General features: G+C 64.6%; 16 protein-coding genes. 7 read left to right on the top strand and 9 right to left on the bottom strand.

The window, feature by feature from the left end:
* Positions 1–10: 10 nt before the first annotated feature.
* Positions 11–2,245, bottom strand: a complete 2,235-nt coding sequence (gene cphA, locus CLU88_RS10195) for a cyanophycin synthetase (RefSeq protein WP_099656499.1) — start codon at positions 2,243–2,245, stop codon at positions 11–13.
* A gap of 188 nt (positions 2,246–2,433) precedes the next feature.
* On the opposite strand from cphA, the gene CLU88_RS10190 reads away from it, so the two are divergent.
* The 3 genes from CLU88_RS10190 to CLU88_RS10180 all read left to right on the top strand — a co-directional run bounded on the left by CLU88_RS10190 (position 2,434) and on the right by CLU88_RS10180 (position 5,858).
* Positions 2,434–4,746 carry an ABC transporter ATP-binding protein gene (locus CLU88_RS10190; protein ID WP_099656498.1) on the top strand — a complete coding sequence of 771 codons (2,313 nt, stop codon included), beginning with the start codon at positions 2,434–2,436 and terminating at the stop codon, positions 4,744–4,746.
* A 15-nt stretch (positions 4,747–4,761) separates the two neighbouring features.
* A complete protein-coding gene (locus tag CLU88_RS10185; protein WP_099656497.1) occupies positions 4,762–5,268 on the top strand; it encodes a DUF1854 domain-containing protein in 507 nt (168 codons plus the stop codon).
* Positions 5,269–5,426: 158 nt separating this feature from the next.
* Positions 5,427–5,858: a hypothetical protein gene (locus CLU88_RS10180; protein ID WP_099656496.1), complete on the top strand. Its 432-nt coding sequence runs from the start codon at positions 5,427–5,429 to the stop codon at positions 5,856–5,858.
* A 31-nt stretch (positions 5,859–5,889) separates the two neighbouring features.
* On the opposite strand, the gene CLU88_RS10175 is transcribed toward CLU88_RS10180, so the two are convergent.
* The 3 genes from CLU88_RS10175 to gspF form a co-directional block, all read right to left on the bottom strand.
* Positions 5,890–6,297, bottom strand: coding sequence for an EF-hand domain-containing protein (locus CLU88_RS10175; protein ID WP_099656495.1), 408 nt, complete (start codon positions 6,295–6,297; stop codon positions 5,890–5,892).
* Between the two features lie 216 nt (positions 6,298–6,513).
* The gene (locus CLU88_RS10170; protein WP_099656494.1) at positions 6,514–7,446 is read right to left on the bottom strand and encodes a 5'-nucleotidase; all 933 of its coding nucleotides are present in this window, start codon (positions 7,444–7,446) and stop codon (positions 6,514–6,516) included.
* 21 nt (positions 7,447–7,467) lie between these two features.
* Positions 7,468–8,700 (bottom strand): type II secretion system inner membrane protein GspF, encoded by a 1,233-nt coding sequence (gene gspF, locus CLU88_RS10165; protein ID WP_099656493.1) that lies wholly within the window; start codon positions 8,698–8,700, stop codon positions 7,468–7,470.
* A 201-nt stretch (positions 8,701–8,901) separates the two neighbouring features.
* Here gspF and CLU88_RS10160 point away from each other — a divergent pair, with 201 nt between their 5' ends.
* Complete coding sequence (locus CLU88_RS10160) at positions 8,902–9,651, top strand: SDR family oxidoreductase (RefSeq protein ID WP_099656492.1); 750 nt, start codon at positions 8,902–8,904, stop codon at positions 9,649–9,651.
* A gap of 22 nt (positions 9,652–9,673) precedes the next feature.
* Here the strand turns inward: CLU88_RS10160 and CLU88_RS10155 are convergent, their stop codons facing one another.
* A complete protein-coding gene (locus tag CLU88_RS10155; protein ID WP_199173438.1) occupies positions 9,674–10,717 on the bottom strand; it encodes an LLM class flavin-dependent oxidoreductase in 1,044 nt (347 codons plus the stop codon).
* 212 nt (positions 10,718–10,929) lie between these two features.
* Between CLU88_RS10155 and CLU88_RS10150 the strand changes: the two genes are divergently transcribed.
* Positions 10,930–11,415, top strand: a complete 486-nt coding sequence (locus CLU88_RS10150) for a CZB domain-containing protein (RefSeq protein WP_099656491.1) — start codon at positions 10,930–10,932, stop codon at positions 11,413–11,415.
* A gap of 227 nt (positions 11,416–11,642) precedes the next feature.
* Here CLU88_RS10150 and ruvC read toward each other — a convergent pair whose 3' ends face one another.
* Genes ruvC through CLU88_RS10135 form a run of 3 tightly spaced genes read right to left on the bottom strand, consistent with a single transcriptional unit; the run spans position 11,643 to position 14,063 of the window.
* A complete protein-coding gene (gene ruvC / locus CLU88_RS10145) occupies positions 11,643–12,191 on the bottom strand; it encodes a crossover junction endodeoxyribonuclease RuvC (RefSeq protein ID WP_099656490.1) in 549 nt (182 codons plus the stop codon).
* Between the two features lie 59 nt (positions 12,192–12,250).
* Positions 12,251–13,243: a phosphatidate cytidylyltransferase gene (locus CLU88_RS10140; RefSeq protein ID WP_099656489.1), complete on the bottom strand. Its 993-nt coding sequence runs from the start codon at positions 13,241–13,243 to the stop codon at positions 12,251–12,253.
* Positions 13,244–13,247: 4 nt separating this feature from the next.
* On the bottom strand, positions 13,248–14,063 hold the full coding sequence (locus CLU88_RS10135; protein WP_099658775.1) for a 1-acyl-sn-glycerol-3-phosphate acyltransferase: 816 nt from the start codon (positions 14,061–14,063) through the stop codon (positions 13,248–13,250).
* Positions 14,064–14,377: 314 nt separating this feature from the next.
* On the opposite strand from CLU88_RS10135, the gene CLU88_RS10130 reads away from it, so the two are divergent.
* Together CLU88_RS10130 and CLU88_RS10125 are read left to right on the top strand one after the other, a co-directional pair.
* Positions 14,378–14,770 carry a GCN5 family acetyltransferase gene (locus CLU88_RS10130; protein ID WP_099656488.1) on the top strand — a complete coding sequence of 131 codons (393 nt, stop codon included), beginning with the start codon at positions 14,378–14,380 and terminating at the stop codon, positions 14,768–14,770.
* 572 nt (positions 14,771–15,342) lie between these two features.
* A complete protein-coding gene (locus CLU88_RS10125) occupies positions 15,343–16,374 on the top strand; it encodes a cyanophycinase (protein WP_158235593.1) in 1,032 nt (343 codons plus the stop codon).
* A gap of 11 nt (positions 16,375–16,385) precedes the next feature.
* Here CLU88_RS10125 and CLU88_RS10120 read toward each other — a convergent pair whose 3' ends face one another.
* Complete coding sequence (locus CLU88_RS10120) at positions 16,386–17,297, bottom strand: helix-turn-helix domain-containing protein (protein WP_143225974.1); 912 nt, start codon at positions 17,295–17,297, stop codon at positions 16,386–16,388.
* Positions 17,298–17,393: the final 96 nt, after the last annotated feature.

The following is a 17,393-nucleotide window of genomic DNA, read 5'->3' as shown; positions in this document are numbered from 1 at the left end:
TCTGTGCGGCTCAGTGGGTGCCCAGGGTCGTCACAGACGCGGGGCGGGGGCTCACCGGGGCTTGCAGCTCGGGCTCAAAGGTCTTGATGCCAGCGCCGATCAAGTCGGGTGCAATGTCCAGCGCCCAGGCTGCGCCAATGGCGGCCAGCAAGGCGTCGGTGTTGGGCACCACGGCGTTGCGGCCAAAGGTCAACTCGCCCAGGGTGCCCAGCACATGTTCAGCGCTGCCCGTGGCCAGTACCACACGACCGTTCTTCACCAGCACGGCGCGGCCGTTGTCCTTGGCGCGGTGTTCCACGATGGCGGGCAAATCGGGGTTCTGCGCATACAGCACCACGGCGCCATCGCACAGCGGGGCGAGGGCTGCCACCTGGTCGATGGCGGCATTGAGCACGGCGGCGCCGTCGTCCAGCACCACATCCACCTGGGTGCGCAGCACCTTGGTCATCTGGTCTTGCTCGTGCACATCGAATTCGGCCAGCGCGCCCAGGCCGTCCATGTCGGTCACCACGCCTACCTTGCAGCGGTCGTAGGCCAGGCCATCGCGCAAGATGGTGCGGGCATCGCTTTCGATCACAGCGGCTTGCACCATCTGGTTCATCAGCAGGCGGTGGGCCGCTTCCCAGTGGGCGCTGTCGGCAGACTCCACGCGGCGGCGGTCCAAGAACAGGCCATCGCGGCACGCCAGGCCGGTGTGGTGGCCGCCCAGGTGCAGCAGCCATGCCACCACGCGGGCAATGGTGGCCGTCTCGCGGGTGCCGGCCACGCCGACCACGGGGATGCGGCCTGCCGTGCCTTCCTGGTGCTCTTCGGAAGGGAACAGGTGCTCTGCAATCGCCTGCCCCACGGGGCGGGGGGCGCCCACTGCGGGCTTCAGGTGCATCAGCAGGCCAGGGCCTGCGTTCACTTCCACAATCGCGCCACCCTGGGTGTGCAGAGGCTTGGAGATGTCCTTGGCCACCATGTCGATACCGGCAATATCGAGGCCCACCACCTTGGCGGCGAGCTGGGCAATGTAGGCGACCTCGGGGTGCACGTCATCGGTGCAGTCCACCGCCACGTTGCCGTTGCGCTGCACCACCACCTGGCGGCCTGCTGCGGGTACGGAGTCGGCGTCCAAGTCCTGGCGCTTGAGTTCAAGCAGCACTTTGGTGTCGGTGGTCAGATCGATGATTTCGAGCGGGTACTCTTCCTCGTAGCCCCGGCGTGGGTCGGAGTTGAGCTGGGTGTCGATGAGTTCCTTGACGGTGGAGCGGCCATTGCCGGTGATGCTGACAACCTCGCCCCGTGCCGCTGCCACGACCTTGCCACCCACCACCAGGATGCGGTGCTCGTCGCCAGGGATGAAGCTTTCCACCATCACGTCGCTGCCCTCGGGGTAAGCCACGTGGTAGGCCGCTTCGATGTCTTCTTTCTTGCGCAGGTCCAGCGTCACGCCCCGGCCATGGTTGCCGTCAGACGGTTTGACGACCACGGGCAGCCCGATGTCTTGGGCGGCTTCCCAGGCTTCTTCGGGGCTGTTGACCACCTGGCCTTCCGGAATCGGCACGCCGCAAGCCTTGAGCAGGCTCTTGGTGAGGTCTTTGTCACTGGCGATGCCTTCGGCGATGGCGCTGGTGCGCTCGGTCTCGGCCGTCCAAATGCGGCGCTGGCTGGCACCGTAGCCCAGTTGAACCAGGTTGCCATCGTTCAGGCGGATGTGGGGGATGCCCCGGTCGGTGGCGGCCGTGACGATGCAGGCGGTGCTGGGGCCAAGGTACTGGTCGTCTACCTCGGTGCGCACGCGGGCCACGGCGGCTTGCACATCAAAGGGTTCGTCGTTGATGGCGGCCATGATGAGCGCATGGCCCTGGGCCAGCGCCACACGCGCCACGCTCTCGTCGCGGGCACGGAAGACCATGCGGTACACGCCGCGCACCGAGGTGCTGCGGGTTTGGCCAAAGCCGGTGGGCATGCCCGCCAGGTTCAGCAGTTCAATGACGATGTGCTCGAGCACGTGGCCGCACCAGGTGCCTTCTTGCAGGCGCTGCAAAAAGCCGCCGCGCTCGCCCACGCCACAGTGGTGCTCGATCAGGGCGGGCAGCCAGGCGGTCAGGCGTTCGTTGAAACCAGGCAGTGCGTTGGAGGGATGGTCTTCCAGAACCCCGAGGTCCAGCCAGACTTCCAGCACGGGGCGGTAGGTCCAGATATTGGGGCCACGCAGGTAGTTGATGCGAAGCAGTTGGATGTCGTCGATTTTTGCCATGGATCGGAGCGGTTCAGAGACACCGGACGGGCCGGACAGGGTTGCAATTGTGCGCCCGGTTGGGCTGGAAATTGGCGGGAAGAGGAGATGTAAGTGTCAGCTTTCGTAGGAGGGCCGTGTTTCGGTCAAAATTCCCGCATCTGCACAGGCTGCAGTTTTGGACTGTGGACTGCTGAAAAACAAAGAATATGCAACATCACCATTCTGTAGACGCCTCGGGTGTCTTTTCTGGCCCTTTGGGGGCCGATTTGCGGGCCATGCTCGCGCCCCAAGAAAACGTGTTGGCTACGTTACAGGTTGACCTGAGCGTGGATTTGCGCTTTGCCAAGGGCTGGGTGGTCGTCACCGCCAACCGCCTGATGGCTTGCGATGCGGGCTCCACCACCTGGCAAACCTGGGCTGTGGGAGAGGGGCTGTCGCTGAAGATGCAAGACCACGGTGGCGTGGGCACGCTGGAGCTGCACAGTCCCGAAAAGCGCCTGGCGTTCTGGCGATTCACCCTGGGCAACCACCCGCAGGCGCTGCGCCTGGTGCAGCGGTTTGAGCAGCAACGGGCGTATGCGGCGGACCCGGCGAGCGCCGCGCAAGAGGCCGACGACCCCGCCTGCCCCATCTGTCACACCCCGCTGCCGCCCGACACCGAAGAGTGCCCGGCCTGCGCACGCGCCCAACCCCCGCAAACTTCCACCTGGGTGCTGCTGCGCCTGTGGCGTTTTGCGCGGCCCTACCGCAAGCAATTGGCAGCAGGCTTTGCGCTGACGATGGCGTCCACGGCTGCGACCTTGGTGCCGCCGTACCTCACCATCCCGCTGATGGACGACATCCTGATTCCCTACCAAAACGGTCAGAAAATCGACCCTACCTTGGTGATGGTGTACCTAGGCGGGCTGCTGCTGGCGGCGCTGGCGGCCTGGGGCTTGTCTTGGGCGCGCACCTACATCCTGGCGCTGGTGTCTGAGCGCATTGGCGCTGACCTGCGCACCACCACGTACGAGCACCTGCTGCGCCTGTCGCTCGACTACTTTGGCGGCAAACGCACGGGGGACCTGATGGCCCGTATCGGTTCGGAGACGGACCGCATTAACGTGTTCCTGTCGCTGCATGCGCTGGATTTCGTGACCGACGTGCTCATGATTTGCATGACGGCGGCCATCCTGTTCTCCATCAACCCCTGGCTGGCGCTGGTCACGTTGGTGCCGCTGCCGTTCATTGGCTGGATGATCCACACCGTGCGCGACCGCCTGCGCACCGGCTTTGAGAAGATCGACCGCGTGTGGTCTGAAGTGACCAATGTGCTGGCAGACACCATTCCCGGCATCCGCGTGGTGAAGGCCTTTGCACAAGAAAAGCGCGAAGCCCAGCGCTTTCGCGATGCCAACCAGCACAACCTGGAAGTCAACGACAAGCTCAACAAGACTTGGAGTCTTTTCACACCCACCGTTTCGCTGCTCACTGAAATCGGCTTGCTGGTGGTGTGGGCCTTTGGCATCTGGTTGGTGTCGCACAACCAGATCACGGTGGGTGTGCTCACCGCGTTCATTGCCTACATTGGGCGCTTCTATGGTCGGCTGGATTCGATGAGCCGCATCGTGTCCGTGACGCAAAAGGCTGCCGCGGGCGCCAAGCGCATTTTTGACATCCTGGACCACGTCAGCAACGTGCCCGACCCGGCCCAGCCCGTGAAGGTGGACAAGGTAGAGGGCTCCATCACCATGCAGGGCGTGGGCTTTCGCTATGGAAGCCGTGCCGTTATCAAGGGGTTGGATCTGGAGATCCGCGCGGGTGAAATGATCGGCCTGGTGGGCCACAGCGGCTCGGGCAAGAGCACGCTGGTCAATCTGATCAACCGCTTCTACGACGTGAGCGATGGCTCCATCCAGGTCGATGGCATCGATATCCGCCGCTTTGCGGTGGCGGACTACCGCCGCCACATCGGTCTGGTGCTGCAGGAGCCGTTCCTGTTCTTTGGCACCATTGCCGAGAACATTGCCTACGGCAAGCCCCACGCCACGCGCGAAGAAATCGTGGCGGCTGCGCGTGCTGCCCATGCCCATGAATTCATCCTGCGCCTGCCGCATGGTTACGACTCGCTGGTGGGTGAGCGCGGCCAGGGCCTGTCGGGCGGTGAGCGCCAGCGCATCTCGATTGCCCGTGCGCTGCTGATCGACCCCCGCATCCTGATCCTGGACGAAGCCACCTCGGCCGTGGACACGGAAACCGAGAAGGAAATCCAGAAGGCGCTCGATAACCTGGTGCAAGGCCGCACCACCATTGCCATTGCCCACCGCCTGTCCACCCTGCGCAAGGCGGACCGCCTGGTGGTGATGGACCGTGGCGAGGTGGTGGAAGTGGGCCCGCACGACGAGCTGATGGAAAAGCAGGGCGCTTACTGGCGCCTGTATGAAGCCCAGGCCCGCCGCGCCGAAGAGGATGCCCAGGCCGCTGGCGTGATCATTGACAGCAGCTTGCTGCACCCCGCCCACCCTGCGGGCAACCCTTGAGACAGAAGAAGAACCATGACTGCCCAGACCACTTCCCCTGTCTCCTCATCCACCGGTTTCTCGGGGCAATTGCACCGCAACCCCCATGGCCGCTTGGTGCTCACCCTGCCTGATGGCACCGCACATGAGGGTGTGGTGCCCGTGCGCGCGTTCCCCATTGCTGCGCCCCATGAAGGCTTGTCCCTGGTGGGCGCAGATGGGCATGAGCTGCAATGGATCGATCGACTGGACACCTTGCCAGCCCCCCAGCGCCAATTGCTTGAAGAAGAGTTGGCAGTTCGGGAGTTTGTGCCTACTATCGAAAAAATCATTGCAGTGTCTAGCTTCTCAACCCCAAGCACCTGGGATGTGCAGACCGACCGAGGTGCCGCCCGGTTGGTGCTCAAGGCCGAAGAAGACATTCGCCGCCTTGCGGGCCGTACCCGGCTTTTGATTGCGGCGGGCGAGGGGGGGCAGTTCAAGGTGCCCGACACCACGGCGCTGGACAAGCATTCGCGCAAGTTGCTGGAGCGCTTTTTGTAAGCGGCGATGGTCTGGGTGGCGGGTAGTTTCTAGGGGTAAACCCTAGATTTGGGCCAATTGGCAAAAAAGGCCTTAATTTGCCCTTCTTTTTGCCGAAATGAAGTACGAAGAAGGTGGCAGAGCCACCGCATGTTTTCACTTCACCACGGGCCACTGCCATGCAAATGCCACCTGTCGACCGATCGCCGAGTTGGCGTCCTCAGGGCGCTGATTTGTATTCCACTGGCGCCTCCGGCGCCCCTGCGGTGCGTCCCATCAACGCACCCAATCCCGTCGAGTCTGCGGACCGACTGGGCGAGGGGGCGACCGTGCGAGAGCCTGACAAGCCGTCTGCCACCGATACCCAGAACCGTGACTGGACCGAAGTCAAGAAGAAGGAAACGGTGGAGGAGCCGCCTGAGCCGCCCAAAGAGCCCATCTACAAGCAACTGCTGGAGCTGATCCAGTCGATGTGGCGCGCCAGCGGTAGCGCCGTGGAGGTGGCGCAGGACATCAACAAGATGACCCAGCAAGAGCGGCTGGCCCAGCAGGTCAAGCAAGAAGAGCTGACTTACTCCGACCCCAAGATCAAGCGCACGGCCGGGCTCTGACCGAGGCCTGGGGCTCTGCCGGGCCTGTGTTTTATTCCGCCTTGCCGCCTGCGCTGGCGTTTTCAGCGGGCGTGGCTTGTTCCGGTGCCTGGTTGTGCGAAGGCTGGGCCGCCTGGGCGGCTTTCTGGCGATCGCGCTCTGCACGGTATTTGGCGGCAAAGGCGCGCACTTCCTCGTACGAAACGTAGTTGTCGTGGTCGGTGTCGGCCTCGTCAAACGCTGCCGAAAGGCGGGGGAATAGCTTGACCTCAGTGCGGCTGAGCTTGCCGTCGCCATTGAAATCCAACATCTTGAACTCGCGCATGGCCTTTTGCTCGCCCTTGCTGGGGGCCGCGTTGGCGGTGCTGGTTTCTGTCGGGGCGGGGGCTGGGCTTTGGGCCAGCGCCAGGCTGCACGCCAGGGCGGTGCCGCAGGCCAGCAGGGTTTTCAGAAAAGACATGGGCGCGCTCCTGGGTGGTTCGGGGGATAGCTGCGGGCAGGTGGGCGTCATCAGGGCCCTGCAGACCCAGACCCCATCGCTCCCGTTGGGTCGTCAGGGCAGCTTGGGACTTGGCAACGCATTTGCAAGCGTGTGAGTCCGCTGGCTCACCAAAGGTTGCAGTTCTTCACCGCCGTTTACCGTGACGGTATGGGCGCCCGCATCGCCAGGGCCCGATTAGTCCGGGGTGCTTGGCGCGCTGGAATGGGCCGGGGTGTTGGCGATGCCGCTGCTCACATGGCCCGATGGCACATGCTGCGCTGCCGAGTTGACGTGCCCCGTCTGGTCGTCAAAGAAGAAGTCGGGCTCAAATTCGCGCAGGAATGGGCCTTTTTCGAGCCCGCCCAGAAACATGGCCTCGTCCACCGCCAGGTTCCACTTCATCAGGGTGTTGATGGCGCGCTCATGTGCCGGGGCGCTGCGGGCCGTGACCAGCGCAATGCGCAGGCGCATGCCCGAGGCACCCGCTTGCTGTTGCAGCTGGTGCAGGGCGGCCAGCAGGGGCTTGAATGGGCCGCCAGACAGCGGCAGGGCCGCCTTGCTGATTTCGTGCGTCTGGAAGGCCGCCAGCCCTTCGGCCTGGTACACGCGCTCGGCTTCGTCCGAGAACAGCACCGCATCGCCGTCAAACGCAATCCGCAGCTCGTTGGGGTAGTCCACCCCGGCGGCCACCGATTCGGTCAGCACCCGCGCCGCAGGGAAGCCCAGCGCCAAAGCGGCGTTCACATCTTGCTCGTTGGCCGATAAAAAAAGGTGCGCGCCCAGCGGCCGCAGGTAGCGGAAGGGGTCGCGCCCCTGGGTGAACACGCCGCGCTCCAGCGGCAGCCCAGCCTCCTTGGCCGAGCGAAAAATGCGCAGCGCACTGACTGGGTCGTTGCGCGAGAGGATGACCACCTCCACCCGCCGCGCCTGGGGCGTGTTGAAGGCCAGCAGCTTGCGCACCAGCTGAAACGCCACGCCGGGTTTGGCGGGCACCTCCAGGCGCGCTTGCTGCAGCTCCATGTAGGCCCGCGGGTCCAGCGGGTCAAAGACGCGGTTTTCTTCTTCAAAGTCAAACAGCGCGCGTGACGAGATCGCCACCACCAGTTTGTCGTCCAGCGTTACGGCCATGGTGTGGGTTCCGGAGGGGCTTTATTTCACAAACTTGTTCAGCTCAATGATGGGCTGCATCACCGCCAGCACGATGGTCATCACGATCAGGCCCATGCTCACGATGAGCAGCGGCTCCAGGATGGTGGCCAGTTGCAGCGAGCGCCGCTGCACTTCGGTCGAAATTTGCGTGGCGGCGCGCTGCAGCATCAAGGGCAGTTGCCCCGTCTGCTCGCCCAGGCGGGCAAACATGGACACCAGCCCCGGAAAGCGCTTCTTCTGTGCCAGGGCCGATGCCAGCGGGGCGCCTTCGCGCACCAGCACCAGCGCATCCAGCGCATCGGCGCGCATGGCGCGGTTGTTCAGTGTTTCGGCGGCGGCCTGCAGCGCCTTCAGGATGGGCACGCCCGCCCCTGCCAGCATGGCCAACGTGCCAGCAAAGCGGGCCGCGTTGTAGCCGCGTGCCAGTTTGCCCACCACGGGCAGGTTCAGCCAGGCGGCGTCAAACTTTTCACGAAAAGACTCGAAAGTCAGCGCCCAGCGAGCGCCAGCAGCTATCAAAATGAGAGTGATCAGCATCAACCAGCCATAGTGGCGGACCAAGTCGCTGATGGTCAGCATCATCACCGTGAGAAACGGCAGCGCCCGCTTGGTGCCTGCAAACACGCTGGCCACCTGGGGCACCACATAGCCCACCAAAAACAGCACGATGACGATGGCCACCACCGTCACGATGGCCGGGTACAGCGCCGCGCCAATGAGCTTGGCCTTGAGCGCCTGGCGGTCTTCCAGGTCATCGGCCAGGCGCTCGAGCACCATGCCCAGGTCGCCACTGTGCTCGCCTGCGCCGATCACAGCGCAGTAGATGTCTGAAAATTCACGCGGGTGTTGCCCCAGCGCCCGGGCGAAGGTCGAGCCTGCATTCACCTCGGCGCGCAGCGCCGCCACCAGGTGGCTTTGCCGGTCGTCGTCGGCCTCTTCGCTCAGCGCGGTGAGCGCCCGCTCCAGCGGCAGGCCCGAAGACACCAGCCCGGCCAACTGCCGGGTCCAGATCGCCAGCGCCGTGGCACCAAACACCGGGCGGGTGAACAGGCGCTGCCCCAGCGCGCTGCTGCCCCCTGCGGTGTTTTGTCCTGTTTGCACCAGCTCCACCGACATGGGCACCAGCCCCTGGGCGCGCAGCATGCCGCGTGCGGACTTGGCGGTGTCGGCCTCCAGCAGGCCTTTGCGGGTCTGGCCCTGGGCGTCTAGGGCTTCAAATGAAAAAGCGGGCATGTATCGGGTGGCAAGCGGTGTCGGGTTGCAAAGTGGGCAGGGCAGGGCGCTGCGCCGCCCACGATGGTAGCCGCTTGGTGTGAACCAAGGGCGGCCCAGGGCCCCAGCGTTTATTGATATCTTTTCTGATGGTCGCACAATGCCTCTGCGCCTGCGGCACGGGGCGGCAGGCCATGTCAGTCAAACACCAGGGAGTGAAGCATGCTCAAAACCAAAGTGGGACTTGTGACCGGGGCTTCTTCAGGCATTGGCCGCGCCATTGCACTGCAGTGGGCGCGCGAGGGCGCCAAGGTGGTGGTGTCCGATGTGAACACCGCTGCGGGCGAGGAGACTGCGGCGCTGGTGCGCGCCCAAGGGGGCGATGCGCTGTTTGTGGCTGCCGATGTGGGCAGTGCCGCTGATAGCGAAGCCTTGGTGCAGCGCACCGTGGCGCACTATGGGCGGCTGGACCTGGCCTGCAACAACGCTGGCATTGGCGGCCCGCAGGCCCCCACGGCCGACTACCCGCTGGACGGCTGGGCGCAGGTCATCAACATCAACCTCTCGGGCGTGTTCTACGGCATGAAGTACCAGATCGCGGCCATGCTGCAGGGCGGGGGCGGCGCCATCGTCAACATGGCGTCCATTCTGGGCGCCGTGGGGTTTGCCACGGCACCGGCCTACACGGCCGCCAAGCACGGGGTGGTGGGCCTGACCCAGGCCGCCGCGCTGGAGTACAGCGCCCAGGGCGTGCGCATCAATGCCGTGGGCCCGGCCTTTATCCACACCCCCATGATCAGCGGTCTGGAGGCCAACGCCGCCGTGCAAGCCATGCTGGTGGCCTCGCACCCTATCGGCAGGCTGGGCCAGCCCGAGGAGGTGGCCGAGCTGGTGACCTGGCTGGCGTCGGACAAAGCCTCGTTCGTCACCGGGGCGTATTACCCCGTCGATGGCGGCTATCTGGCGCGGTGATGCGTGCAGAGGGCCCCTAGGCTCAGGCCAGTGCGGTGGGCTCGCTCGCCATATCGGCGAGTGCCTGCGCGGCGATGTCCAGCGAACGCAAGCGCAGTGCCGGGTCGTACACATCGCACACCAGGATCAGCTCGTCGGCCCCTGTGTCCTGCACCAGCCGGGCCAAGCCCTCGCGCACGGTGTCGGGCCCGCCGATCACAGCGGCCGCCAGAAAGTCGCCAATCGCCGCACGCTCTTGCGGCTGCAGCCGGGCCGCAAAGCCCTCGATGGGGGGCTGCAGGCTGATGCGGCTGCCCGTCAGGATGCCCAGCACGCGCTGGTAGGTGCTGCTGGCCAGGTACTCGGCCTCGTCGTCGGTGGGCGCTGCAATCAGCGGCACGCCAATGGCCACATGGGGCTTGGGCCAGGCGGCCGACGGGCGGTACAGGTTGCGGTACAGGTCAATCGCCTGGTGCAAAAAGCGCGGCGCAAAGTGCGATGCAAAGGCATACGGCAAACCCCGCTCGGCCGCCAGCTGGGCGGAGAACAGGCTGGAGCCCAGCAGCCAGATGGGCACATTGGTGCCCGCCCCGGGCGTGGCCACCAGCCGCTGGCCGGGTTCGGCCGGGCCCAGCAGGCGCTGCAGTTCGGCCACGTCTTGCGGAAAATCGTCGGCCGTCTCTACCCGGCTGCGGCGCAGGGCGCGCATGGTGGTGGGGTCGGTGCCAGGGGCGCGGCCCAGGCCCAGGTCGATGCGGCCGGGGTACAGCTCGGCCAGCGTGCCAAAGGCCTCGGCCACCACCAAGGGGGCGTGGTTGGGCAGCATCACCCCGCCCGAACCCACACGGATGCGCGAGGTGCCCCCTGCAATGTGCCCCACCAGCACGGCCGTGGCCGAGCTGGCAATGCCCGCCATGTTGTGGTGCTCTGCCAGCCAGTAGCGGGTAAAGCCCAGCGTCTCGGCATGCTGGGCAGTGCGCAGCGCAATCTTCAGGGCCTCTGCCACCGTGCCGCCTTCGCGCACGGCGACCAGATCAAGCATGGACAGGGCGGGGCGGCGCAGGGTGGGGGCAAGTGCAGTGGTCATGCCTTCATTGTCTGCTGGTGCCAGCGCGGCTGCTGGGCGCGGGCGCTAGCCGCTGTCCGCAGCGGGGTTGCTGCGGCAGGGGGCGAACGGGAGTGCATTTTTTTGATAGCCAAAACACAGGTTGCGATACAAAATGTTTCACGGAGGTGTATTCGCACTTTCGCAGTGCCCTTTCCCTCGTTCATTTCCCCGTTCATCAACCAAGGCAAAGCATGGGTTTTTTCAGCCGTTTTTTCAAAATCCGCGAGCAAGACCCAGACAGTGCAGAGACCACCTGGGCCTTGGAGGACAACGGCAGCGAGCTGGTGCTGGACCCAGAGTACGCCGCCACCCTGATGACCGAGCTGGACCTGGACGCCGCCATCACCAGCCATGAGGCCTGGCGCATGCAACTGGACGACCTGGTGCACGGCCGCTCCCCCGAAGTCCCGCAGATTGACCCCACCTGCCAGGCCGACCGCTGCGATCTGGGACGCTGGCTGGGCGGCACCGGGCGCCTGCGGCTGGGCCACTACCCGGCGTTTGACATGTTGGTGGCCCGCCACCAGTACTTTCACCAGCAAGCCGCCGCCGCGATCGACTTGGCCCAGGCTGGCGATGGGGCCAAGGCGCAGCACCTGTTCAACACCAGTTGCCGCCATGCATCCAACCAGGTGCTGTTGCTGCTCAAAGAACTCAAGCGCGGCCTGGGACGCTGAGCGCAGCGCAGCATTCAGTGCTGAAAATTCAGCGCTTTTTGCTATGGATAAGTGAGCTGCTTGCGCTTGATTTGCAGGCGCTGTGGAGCAATTCTCTTGGTATTTTGCATGCCCCTGGCGCGTCATATACCCCAGATGACGCCCCATCCGTTCGGGCTGAGCCTGTCGAAGCCAGGGCGCTCTGTGCGCAACGCCTCGCCGCCTTTGGCTCCTTCACCCTTCACCCTTCAGTAACTCCGCCCGCCTTTGTACATCGCGTGCTGGCGCCGGTTCAGCGTAGCGGCTTCGCCCAGGCGGCCCATGGCGGCGCCTGCGTGGGCGTGGGTGATGGCCATGCCCAGGCCGTCGGCCGCGTCGGTGCCCGGCAGGCCGGGCAGGCTCAGCAGGCGCCGCACCATCTCCTGCACCTGGCTTTTGGCCGCGCGGCCATGGCCCACCACGGCTTTTTTCATCTGCAGCGCGGTGTACTCGGCCACGGGCAGGTTGCTGGCCACCAGGGCCGTGATGGCCGCGCCCCGCGCCTGGCCCAGCAGCAGGGTGGATTGCGGGTTGACGTTGACGAACACGATTTCGACCGAGGCCACATCGGGCTCGTAGCGGGCGGCCACCTCGGTAATGCCGTCAAACAGAATCTTGAGCCGCCCAGGCAAGTCGCCCAGCGCCAAGGTGGTGGTGCGAATGGTGCCGCTGGCCACATAGCTGAGCTTGTGGCCATCCATGTCCACCACGCCAAAGCCGGTGGTCTGCAGGCCGGGGTCAATCCCTAAGATGCGCATTTGCTATTGAATTTGTAGCTGCTAGCGCTTATTGAATAAGCGCTAGAGGCCAATTTTGTTTAAAGCCCGAAGTACCAGCGTGCCGAGTGGAAGAACACGGGGGCGGCAAAGCACAGCGAGTCCACCCGGTCCAGCAGCCCCCCCGCGCCGGTGACCGACATGCCCTGCATGCCCCAACTGGTCACGCCCCGGTCGCGTTTGAGCGCCTTCATCACCAAATGCCCCAGGCTGCCCGCAAAGCACGCCAGCAGCGCCATGCCCAGCGCCTGCCCAGGCTTAAATGGCGTGATGAACGACAGCAGCCCGCCCGCCAGCCCGCCAGCGGCCACACCGGCCAGCCAGCTCGCCCACTGAAAGCTCTGGCTCACCTGCGGCGCCACCGGCTTGTGTGGAAAGCGCCGCCCCAGCAGGTGCTGCACCAGCATGCAGGTCTGCACCACAAACACCAGGAAGAAAACGAGGAAGGCACCCTTTTCGCGGTAGCCCGGAAAGTCCAGCAGCAGCAGCGCGGGCACATGGCTCATGCCATACACGCAGACCATGATGCCCCACTGCAGCTTGGCGTTGCGCTCCAAAAAACGCTCAGGGTCGTTGGCCAGCGCGCTCACCACCGGCAGCGCCAAAAACACGTACACCGGGATGAACACCGTGAACAGGTCAAACATCTTGCTGCCCACGATGGTGAACTGCAGCGGCAGCACCACAAAGAAGGCCAGCACCAGGCTTCGGTGGTCGCCACGCCGCGTGGGCGAGAGCGTGATGAACTCGCGCAGCGCAAAGAACCCCACGATGGCAAACAGCACCGTGGCCACCGTATCGCCCAGCGCCCAGCCAATCCAGAACACCGTGGCCATCATCCACGAGGTTTTGATCAGGCCCCAGAAGCGCTTGGCTTCCTGCATGCGCGCATCGGCCAACGGGTCGTCACTGGCATGCTCGCGCAGCGTTTTGGCAAAGCCCCACAGGGTGGCCAGCGAGAGCACACCAAACATGACGATGAACAAGGCACCAATCTGCTGCGAGGGGGTGAGGTTGCGCAAAAAACTATTCATCGGGTCACACCTCGCGCAGGGCCATGACAGCGCGGCGGGCGCGGTCAAGAAACGGGCGGCGCTCTTCGCCAGACTCCAGCGCAATCGGTGCGCCAAACGTCACCGAGCACAGGATGGGCACAGGCACTACCTCGCCCTTGGGCATCACCCGCTGCACGTTGTTGATCCATGCAGGCACCAGCACCACGTTCGGGAACATCTGCGCCAGCTTGAACAGGCCGGACTTGAACGGCTGGGGCTCATCGCCGTGGCCGCGCGTGCCTTCCGGGAAGATCACGATCGAATCCCCACTCTCCAGCGCGCGCACCAGCGGGGTGAGCGGGTCGCCCTCAGGCAGCGCAGCGCGCAATTCCTCGGGGCTCGGCTCACGGGGCGGCGCATCGGGCGCCGGGTCGGGGCCGCCAGCGGCGGCGGTTTCGGCCTCGGTGCTGGCCGATGGCACGGCCAACGCTGCTGTGGCCTGCGCGGCATCGGCCACAGCGGGGGCCGCAGGGGCGGCTGAAGACGCGGCGGCTGCACCGGGCGTGCGTGCTGCCGGGCTGGCTTGCCGGTCCACATACACCGCGTTGAACACCGCCGTGGTGATCCACTGCTTGAACGGCGTCTTGGTCCAATAGTCCTTGGCCGCAATCGGGCGGGTAATGCTGCGCAACTCCTCCGGCAGCGCCGCCCAGATCAGCACCATGTCGGCATGGCTTTGGTGGTTGGCAAAGTAGATGCGCTGCTCCGCCTTGGGCGGGCACCCGTACCAACGCGCCTGGGACCCGGTGAGGAAACGCACCACGCCCAGCAAAAGGAAACTCATTAACTTGGCAAGCATGGCGGGGATGATACGGGGCAGGCGCGGCACCGATCTAATGGTTGGGATGGGGCAGTTCAGGCGGGCGCGTGCGGAAGTGCTGCGATGAGTTCGAGCCACTGGGCCCGCGGCATACTGGGACGCAAAAATACCGGGGTGCCTGTTGCATCAACGCCCTGCACAGCGAAGGCATTCTTTGCCTGATCGATTCCGATGGTGACAATGGCAGTGATGGATTTCCCCTCTCAACAAACAAGTGAGATGCCTTGTCTCTCAATTGCGCGGGGCACTTGGGGTGTGGAAGTCCCTTTCATTCGTTACGCATCGAGAAGAGCATGAGTAAATTTCCAGTCGCCGTTGATCCGGAGCTTGTAGGGGAGTATCCAGTTTTAAGCAAATCAGGCGGGGGTTACTTCTTTGATGAGGTTCTTGAGTATCGGGTCTGGTGCCACCCCGAGGGCGGCGCTCCAGATGAATGTGAAGGAGGCGATTACTACTGTGCCTTCAGCGCGTACGAAGATGCGCTGGAATTTTCACAAGACACTCCAGGCTCGGAGGAGCCCTTGGTTCTCATCCGCCAGCGGGAATGGATTAACGAGCCTAGCCCCGGCACCCTTATCCATGAAAAAGGAGAGCGCATTGCTGAGTGGCGCGTGGAGTGGTTGGAGTCCGGTCCTCGCCGCGCAGGCGAGATTGAGGCCTTCATTGCGGCAAGCGGTAATGCTTAGCAACTCGTATATGGACGCCATCTCAAAAGCAAGAGCCTGAGCGATTGGGATCAGAGGGTAGAGTACCTGCCGTTGTATACCCGGCATCTGTTGTGTACTTGTTGGTGGTCTTTGGCTCCACAAGAATCTGCGCCACCGTTTCGCCTGTCAATACAAACGGTTGTTGAACTCACGTTCTTTCGGCCGCAAGAGTGATCGGCGCAGTGCGGTGTGGGAGGAACCCGGTTGGCCAAGATGGTTGATCCTGTCGACGCAAGTGCACCACCAGCGATGGCTGTGGCGTGGTGTGTGGCCTGCACGCTTGTCTGTCTGGCATCAGAAAGCCCTGCAAGCCTCCTTCGCTGCGCTGTTGCATAGAATCCGTGCTCCGTTTGTTTGGCGGCGTGCGTCCTGATCTCTGGGGTTTGCGCTGCCGCCCCCGTGTGCCATCTGCGCGGGCCTAGGGTCTGCTTGCGCGGGCTGTCCTCCCTTTCCTTTTTTCTCATCGATCCATGTTTCGATACGCTCGGTCATTGCTGCGTGGGTGCTTCCGGGGCCTCTGGTGTGCGGGGGCTTTGTTGGTGATGTTGGGCGTGTCCCACGTACAGGCGCAGCCTGCTCCGGGCGGCGTGTTTGGTCCGGTGCCGCCCAAGGCTGTGGCGGCAGAGCCTGCCAGTGCTGCTAGCCCTGCGCTGCCGACCGCGCAAACCATGCTGATGGGGCCGCCTGCGCCGCAGCCTCAGCCTGCCGCGCAGGCAGGTGCGACCAGCCCCAGCCCTAGCCGCCTTTCCGCAGTGATGCGGCTCTTCATGCGGCCGCAGGGGTATTTGCTCATTGTGGGTGGCGGGGATACGCCAGTGAGCGTGCAAAAGCGGTTTGTAGCGCTGGCGGGGGCGGATAAGGCGCGGATTGCCGTGTTCCCCATGGCCAGCTCCAAATCGGACGAAGAGGCGCAAGAGGTGGCCCGCGATTTTGCGCTCCTGGGGGCCGAGGCGCAGGTGGTGGACTTTCGCCCGGGTGAGGCCAACAGTGCGGCGGTGGTGCAAATGCTCGAAGGCTTCACCGGCTTTTGGTTTTCGGGTGGCGACCAGTCGCGCCTGTCTGGCCTGCTGGTGGGCACGCGTGCCTTGCAGGCGGTGGAGGCGCGCTACCTGGCGGGCGCGGTGGTGGGCGGTACGTCTGCCGGGGCCTCGGTGATGAGCCGCCTGATGTTGACGGGCAAATGGCGCACGCCGCGCAACTCTGAAGAAGAGGAGCAGATCAACATTGCCCGTGGCATGAAGGAGCTGGCCCCTGGGTTTGGCTTCTTCAAAGGGGCCATCGTGGACCAGCATTTCATGCACCGCGCCCGTTACAACCGGCTCATCAGCGCGGTGCTGGACCACCCTCAGCTCATCGGCGTGGGCATTGACGAGGAAACGGCTTTGCTGGTGCGGCCGGACGGTATGTGGGAGGTGCTGGGCAATTACTACGTCAAACTGTTTGACGCCCGCCGTGCCCAGATCGTGGACGACGATGGCCCCATGGCCAAGGCGGCGGACATCCGCATGCATGTGCTGCCCGAGGGCGGTTTGTTCGACCCACAGCGGCGCAGGGTGACGTTCCAGGAAATGCACATTCCATGAATCTGGGGGCATTACCCCCAGATGCGGTACGCCCAGAACGCCTCTTCACGTAGGATGCCGTCATACAGCGCCTGCGGCGTAAAGCCGGTGATGCGGCGCGTGACACGGCACAGGTGCGACTGGTCGGCATAGCCTGCCCCAGCCGCGACTTCAGCCCATGACACGGTGCCTTGGTCTACATGGGCGGTCAGCGCATCAAAAAAGGCCTGCTCTGACTTGCCCATGCCGCGCAGCTCCCGCAGGGGCAGTCCGGCCCAGCGCTTGATGCGCCGCTCTAGCTGGCGCAGGCTGCGGCCGGGGGCGGACAGTGCCGCGCGTTGGGCCAGATGGTTGGCCCAGTCGGTGTAGCGGTGTGCACTGTGCAGGGTGGTGGGTCGGCAAGCCTGCCAGCGGGGCTCCAAAAAATCTTCCAGGCAAGCCAGGCGGCTGGCGCTGTCGGGCTGTGATTGCACGGCTTCCAGGAGGGGGTGCCAGTCAGGCGGCAATGCGGCCTGGGCATCGACAAAGCGGTTGGTGAGGGCTTCGGGCTCCAGCCCTGTCAGTTGGTGCAGCGCATCGGGCAGCAGCAACACCATCATGCCTTCGGTGGGGTCAGGGCACCAGCTTGTGCTGGGCGCCGTCTGTGGGCCACTGAGCACCCAGCGGCCGGGCAACGGAGCGCGCTCGCAGTCCAGTGTGGCCGCCGTGCCTGGGTTGCGCGGGACCAGCGTCTCGCCTTGGCCCTCAAACCACCAGCTCAGGCTGCACAGGGGCGAGGCCGGGAAGTGGTTGAGCCGCTGCGCGTCGGTGAGCTCATACCCCATGGTGCTGCGCACCATGGCGGCGCGCAGGCAAGAGGTGAGCGAGGCCCTGGGTAGCCAGAGTTGGCCTGAAGGGATCAACCCGGGCGGGTGGTCTGCAGATAAAGGTGCCAAGGTGGCCATGGCCGCGGAGTGTACCCAGGAACCCTCTGCACAAATCACCGCGTCGTTTGCATCTGCGGTCTCTGGCGGTCTGCGGTGTTGCAAATACTCGCAATA

The organism is Acidovorax sp. 56, from assembly GCF_002749705.1.
Taxonomy (GTDB): domain Bacteria; phylum Pseudomonadota; class Gammaproteobacteria; order Burkholderiales; family Burkholderiaceae_C; genus Acidovorax.
The sequence above is the reverse complement of the archived record's forward strand: the minus strand, read 5'-3'. Positions and strand labels throughout refer to the sequence as shown.